Origin of the sequence: Neobacillus drentensis, from assembly GCF_036965245.1 — a bacterium.
Taxonomy (GTDB): domain Bacteria; phylum Bacillota; class Bacilli; order Bacillales; family Cytobacillaceae; genus Neobacillus; species Neobacillus drentensis_G.
Map to the genome: position 1 here is coordinate 1 of NZ_JBALPG010000162.1, position 6,241 is coordinate 6,241.

A 6,241-nucleotide genomic window follows, 5' to 3' on the forward strand; every position below is an offset into this window, starting at 1 on the left:
AGCTGAGTATATAGAACTGGATTTTCTACAAAATTTGCAGAAATTCCATTCCTTCTAAAAGAGATACTAATAATATTTATCTATTTTAGTATTAACTAGTGAAAGAAAATACACTTTATCTATATCTAAAGTATGGCATACTATTTTTTGCTGTCGAAAAAAGATGATTGTTTAACTGATGATTTGAAATATAATGAAAATTAGAATATATATAGGAGGTCAACAAATGACAATTAAAAAAGGATTTTTAGCAGGGGCTCTTGGCCTAACGTTATGTGCATCTACAGTTTTTGCTAGTGGTGCTGGTGTGGGACATGCCCAATCAGTTGAAAAGAATTACATAGTAGTTTTTAAAAATGAGGCAAAACTACCATCAGGTTATGAGGACATCCTTAAAAAAGCTGGCGGCAAGATACAACAGAAGCTGGAAAAATTAGGAGCTGTTGAGGTATCCTCTAGCAATCCTGATTTCCTAAAGGAAGTTAAAAAGTCTTCTATCGTGTCTGAAGCTGGAGCAGAAAACAAAGTTTATGCTGAGGCACCAGCTGCGGAAGCAACGGTTTCCTTTGAGGAGGCCGCATCTGTTAAGCCGGATCTATATGAACAGTATCAATGGGATATTAAACAAGTTACAAATAATGGAGAATCATGGAACCTTCCTGGAGGCACAGGAAAGCCAGTTTCAGGGGAAGATATTGTCGTTGCAGTAATCGATACAGGTATTGACTATACCCACCCAGACTTAAAAGCAAATTATGCATACGGGAAATCATTTGTTCCAGGCTATTCAGATCCTAAGGACGAAAATGGACATGGTACACACGTCGCGGGTTCAATTGCGGCAAAAGGAAGAACAATGGGAGTGGGGCCTGACCTAAAAGTGGCTTCTTATCGTGTCTTTGGTCCTACCGGAGAAGCTTCTACTGCTGATATCGCGGAAGCATTAATGACAGCTGCTGATGATAATGTAGATGTTGTAAATATGTCATTAGGCGGCTATGATTGGTTCCAGGATCCTGAAACTGCAACAAAAGATGTTGTTGCAGATGTGCGAATGTTTAATCGAGCAATTACTTATGCAATCAATAAAGGTGTTACGGTTGTAGGGTCTGCGGGTAATAACGCAGTAGATATAAGCAGCCCTGGAAAACTTTCCGGTGATGATAAAGGTGCCACACATAGAAGTCCAAGCAGCCAGAACTTGATTAGGGTTTCAGCAGGCGGAAAATTGAAGAACCTGGCATACTACTCAAACTATGGAGTAGGAAAAATTGATGTAATGGCTCCTGGCGGAGATTTAGGCCCTAACTATAATCCTGAAACAAAAGAGGGACGAGATAACTCTTACCTATGCTTTGCTACAGTACCTGGCGGGTGGAACTATAAAGGAGGTACTTCCATGGCGGCTCCAAAAGTTGCCGCACTTGCCGGCGTCATTATTGCTCAACACGGTAAAGATAAACTTAATCCTGCCCAGGTAAAACACATCATTTTGAACTCTGCTGAAGATGTATTCAAACCAGGATATGACGAAAAGTCCGGTCAGGGGCTAATTAACGCAGTTAGCGCATTAAAATAAAATTCATAATTAAAAAGTGTCAGGCACAATCCATAAAATAGGATGATGCCTGACACTTTTTTGTTAATCTTTCAGCATAATTGGGCAAAATACTACCTCCCTTTTACCACTATTTAGCATAAAAGTTTTCTGTGTAGTAGGGCTGTGATTGATCATTAAAGGCAACGCCCACTCCTAAATACTCGTATCCATTCCGCAATATATTCTTTCGATGGCCGAGTGAGTTCATTAAACCCTCGTGGGCAAAAATGCTGCTAAACTGTCCATAGGCAAGGTTTTCCCCGGCCAAATAAAAGATGATATGATCATCCTTCATTCGATCAAACGGTGATTGCCCTTTAAGGTTTGTGTGATCAAAATACTGATTGACAGCCATATCCGTACTATGATTACGGGCAGTTTCTCTGACACGGTTATCCCATGAGAGGATAGGAAGCTGGTGTTCAGCTCGTGAAGCATTCGTTAAATCAAATAACTGGTATTCAAAGCCTTCATTTAATTCCGGACTTGCTTCGGAATATAATTCATGTTTCTTTTGTTCCATGTCTTTGTCGATTAATTGCATCGCTGTAATAGTATTGTTCTCGTGTTTATCGTAAAAAATAGTTACATATACACCATCAAGTAAATACACATCATAATCGCTATTTTTTTGTAATTGATAAATCGTCAATCCTTTTTGTATGTTGGTAAGTGGTTCCCCCAGTTTTGCTCGTACATTTTCTTTCGAGCTTCCTAACTTAATCCCATTGGTGGACGCAATTAAATCCTGGTTTGTGTATAAACCGGCTACATTATTTTTTTCATCATACATAACCATAAAAAAGTCTCGATATTTGTCATGGTAGGTATACCATTTTGCCCCATATTCGTTTAGGGAAGAACGGTTTGCGGGTCCTAATATGTTTTTAATATCTTCTTTTGTCTCACCGAGTTCAACATTATGAATTGAAAAGATTTGCTCGGTCGGGGTTTTTAAGTTTGTTTTTTCTCTGTTTGTCGGTTCATCTTTTTGTTGTGTTAGCGGAAGTTCTTTTAAATGAAGATCAAGCTGTTTCAATAATTGTTGCATCTTTTCGGATAGAGTATTGATGGTTGTAAGTATTTCTGGGTTGGTTTTGATTTCATTTATTTTAGATTGAACTTGATCAATCGCCTTAACAGAATCAGAATTTGCAAACTTTTGTTCAATAATAGGTCCTGAAAAATATAGTAAAAATATGCATGATAGTATAGCAAAAAATCGAACCATAATCTTTTCCTCCATTTCTAGTAGAATTGTAACCAATCTAGTTTAAATGTATAAGCAATATGCTTAAATTGCATTCAAAATAAGAGATAATTAAAAGATTTTCGCGAAGCTAGAAAGTTTAAGTTAAAATGAAGTCATAATGTTTTTTGAGAGGAACCCAAAAATATATAAAATCGAAAATATTAGTTGAAAAAGGAGTTATATGCAAAAAATAATCATTATAGGTGCAGGGATTCTTGGCGCGTCGACCGCGTATCACCTTGCTAAACAAAGTGCAGAGGTTATCTTAGTAGATCGAGAGGATTCAGGACAGGCTACAGATGCCGCTGCAGGAATTGTTTGTCCTTGGCTTTCCCAGCGGCGTAACAAAGCATGGTATCAATTGGCAAAAGGCGGTGCTCGTTACTATCCGGAATTAATCGCTCAATTAGAAGCAGACGGAGAGAAAGATACAGGATATAAGCGGGTAGGGGCCTTAAGCCTCCATACAGACATGGAAAAACTAGAACATATGGCCGAGAGAGCGCGAAAACGCCGGGAGGATGCACCTGAAATTGGTGAGATTAAGATTTTGTCCCCTTTAGAAACGAAGAGACTTTTTCCGGCGTTATCGGAGGAATTTGGTTCCGTTTATATCAGTGGTGGAGCACGAGTAAATGGTAGAGCATTATGTAAAGCATTGATTAGATCATCCATAAAGCATGGGGTTACCTTTCTGAAAGGGAATGCGTCCCTTGTTTGTAAAAATAATCGAGTGATTGGAATTAAGCTCTCAGAAAAAATGTTGTTCGCTGATCAGTTGATTGTTACCGCAGGTGCATGGGCATATGAACTTCTACAGCCACTAGGTGTTAATTTTTTGGTAAAACCGCAAAAGGCGCAAATCGTTCATCTTCAAATACCTAAAACAGATACGTCCTCTTGGCCAGTTGTCATGTCACCCAATAATCAATATCTGCTCACATTAGAAAATGGCCGTGTAATTGTCGGCTCAACACACGAAAATGAGGCTGGATTTGACACCCGAGTAACTGCTGGCGGAGTGAATGAAATTTTAAGCAAAGTATTAGAAACGGCTCCCGATTTAGCAAATTGCACTTTTGTTGAAACACGGATAGGTTTTCGACCTGTTGCCCCGGGCTTTCTTCCAGTGGCAGGGGCTTTACCTCATTATGAAGGAATTTTTTTAGCTAATGGTTTAGGGGCATCAGGACTAACAAGTGGACCTTATCTCGGTAGGGAAATAGCCAAACTAGTACTAGGAAGACAAACAGAGATTGATTTAAGCAGCTATGATATAGCTGGAGCTCTTAAGGCATAATTCATAAAGGACGAGTACTCAGGAAGTTTGTACCTAAATACAAAGGCGGTCTTTATATTAGAACTTGTTCTAAAAGTGAGTCTGTCCCCCAGTAAACTAGAGTTTTACTCTCAAGAGGACTGAACCCATTTTTTTGAATACTTTATTAATTAATTTCTATAAAAAAATTTGCATGTTTTTATTGTCACAAGGTTATTGTCGTGGTAGTATTAGAAAAAATAAATTTCCTTTAATCTGGTCCAGAGAGGCCAAAAAGGGCAAAATGTAAATATCGTATATATTATCTTATTATGTATATATGAATACCCTTTTGTCCTTTGGATGGAAGGGTATTTTATTTTTTGCCACATCATCTTTTAATCATAGTCCAGTGAGGCTTGGAAGGAGAATGACAGAAGTGAATTATCAGAAAAAAACAGTGGTAGCATCAGTAGCAGGTTTAACGTTAGAAGGTATGGACATCATGTTTATTTCCTTTGCCATGTCCATGATCATTGCAGAATTTCATATTGACTTAGCAACTGGAGGACTTATTTCATCCATTACTAATTTAGGAATGTTATTTGGTGGAATGATTTTCGGTATTTTAGCCGATAAGTTTGGAAGAGTTAGAGTTTTTACTTATACGATTCTTTTGTTTGCCATTGGTACGGCGTTAACCGGATTGGCATCAAATATTGAACAAGTATACATTTTTAGGTTTATTGCCGGTTTAGGAGCCGGTGGAGAATATGGAATTGGAATGGCGCTTGTTGCAGAAGCATGGCCAAAGAATAAACAAGGACGGGCTTCTTCTTATGTGAGTGTTGGTGCTCAATTTGGTGTGATCCTTGCGGCTCTACTAAGTGCGATCCTTCTTCCAACTTGGGGATGGAGGGGATTGTTTTTCGTTGGAATCATCCCTGTTATTTTTGCCTTTATCGTGCGTAAGAACTTAGACGAGTCACCAGAATGGCTTGCTTCGAAAAAAGGTAACCATCTCGTAGCAAAGCAAGGAAAGTTAAAGCAATTGTTTGCAACAAGAAGAACAGCCCTTACTACAATTGCATTAGCAATAATGGCAACGGTCCAAATTGCGGGCTATAACGGCTTAATGATTTGGCTGCCATCTATGTTGCAACAATCACAAGGGCTTTCGGTTTCAAGTTCTGCCCTTTGGACGATTAGTACCGCTGTTGGGATGATAGCAGGTATGCTGACATTTGGACAATTTATGGACCGTCTTGGAATGAAGCGGACGTATGGACTCTTTTTATTAGCATCGGCCGTGGCTGTATTTTTATATTCCTATGCGTCCGGAAGCACAGGAGTTTTAATTGGCGGTGCCATCGTTGGATTTTTCTCGAATGGAATGTTTGCAGGTTATGGGGCATTAATTAGTTATTATTATCCGGTAGAAATTCGCAGTACAGCCACTAACACGATTTTTAACTTTGGAAGAGCGTTAGGGGGATTATCTCCAATTTTAGTAGGTTTCATTCTACAGCATGCTACTGTCACCATTGCAATGGGCTATCTTGCTATCCTTTATTGTATTTCGTTTATGGCCATGATTAGTTTAGGAAAAGGTAAGGTTGAAGTGAAGCAAGAAACCATTTCTAGTCTTACTAAAGCTGTATAAGCAACATCGAAGCCATTACCTCTCATGCGGGAGGTAATGGTTTTTTTATTAGTATTTTTTGTCTTAAAAGCGGTGCTAAGTATAAATTGATGTTTGTCGATCGTTTTATGAATGAATAACCCAATAAGAAATGACCGTCTATTTGTAGATGAATTCTAGGTTGAATATAAAAGTGAATAAACAATTATATTAAGTTAACGCTATACATAAAGAAAGTTAAGTAAAAGGAGACTTCATCATGAAACCGTATAAAATGACTAATATGATTATAGATGATGATTGTGCTGTCGAAGAATATGTGACAGCAGAATTTACCCAGAATAGTAAAAATTATAGTATTACTTTTAATAAAGCAGACCTCGAAATCATCAATAGCTGGGTGTTCGAGGATGGTACCTCTTTTCCAGCAGATTTATCAGATGAAATAATTGAATCCATAAGAGAAGATGTCAAAAGAAGAATCTAATT

The 6,241-nt window shown here is 38.2% G+C and carries 5 protein-coding genes; 4 read left to right on the forward strand and 1 reads right to left on the reverse strand.

From position 1 onward, the window contains the following. Positions 1-226: 226 nt before the first annotated feature. Positions 227-1,579: a S8 family peptidase gene (locus tag V7150_RS23495; RefSeq protein ID WP_335523046.1), complete on the forward strand. Its 1,353-nt coding sequence runs from the start codon at positions 227-229 to the stop codon at positions 1,577-1,579. Positions 1,580-1,688: 109 nt separating this feature from the next. On the opposite strand, the gene V7150_RS23500 is transcribed toward V7150_RS23495, so the two are convergent. Then, positions 1,689-2,831: a CAP domain-containing protein gene (locus V7150_RS23500; protein ID WP_335523047.1), complete on the reverse strand. Its 1,143-nt coding sequence runs from the start codon at positions 2,829-2,831 to the stop codon at positions 1,689-1,691. Positions 2,832-3,033: 202 nt separating this feature from the next. Here V7150_RS23500 and V7150_RS23505 point away from each other — a divergent pair, with 202 nt between their 5' ends. The 3 genes from V7150_RS23505 to V7150_RS23515 all read left to right on the forward strand — a co-directional run bounded on the left by V7150_RS23505 (position 3,034) and on the right by V7150_RS23515 (position 6,239). Beyond that, a complete protein-coding gene (locus V7150_RS23505) occupies positions 3,034-4,152 on the forward strand; it encodes an NAD(P)/FAD-dependent oxidoreductase (protein WP_335523048.1) in 1,119 nt (372 codons plus the stop codon). A 397-nt stretch (positions 4,153-4,549) separates the two neighbouring features. After that, on the forward strand, positions 4,550-5,773 hold the full coding sequence (locus tag V7150_RS23510; protein ID WP_335523051.1) for an MFS transporter: 1,224 nt from the start codon (positions 4,550-4,552) through the stop codon (positions 5,771-5,773). 238 nt (positions 5,774-6,011) lie between these two features. After that, complete coding sequence (locus tag V7150_RS23515; protein ID WP_335523052.1) at positions 6,012-6,239, forward strand: hypothetical protein; 228 nt, start codon at positions 6,012-6,014, stop codon at positions 6,237-6,239. Positions 6,240-6,241 lie beyond the last annotated feature (2 nt).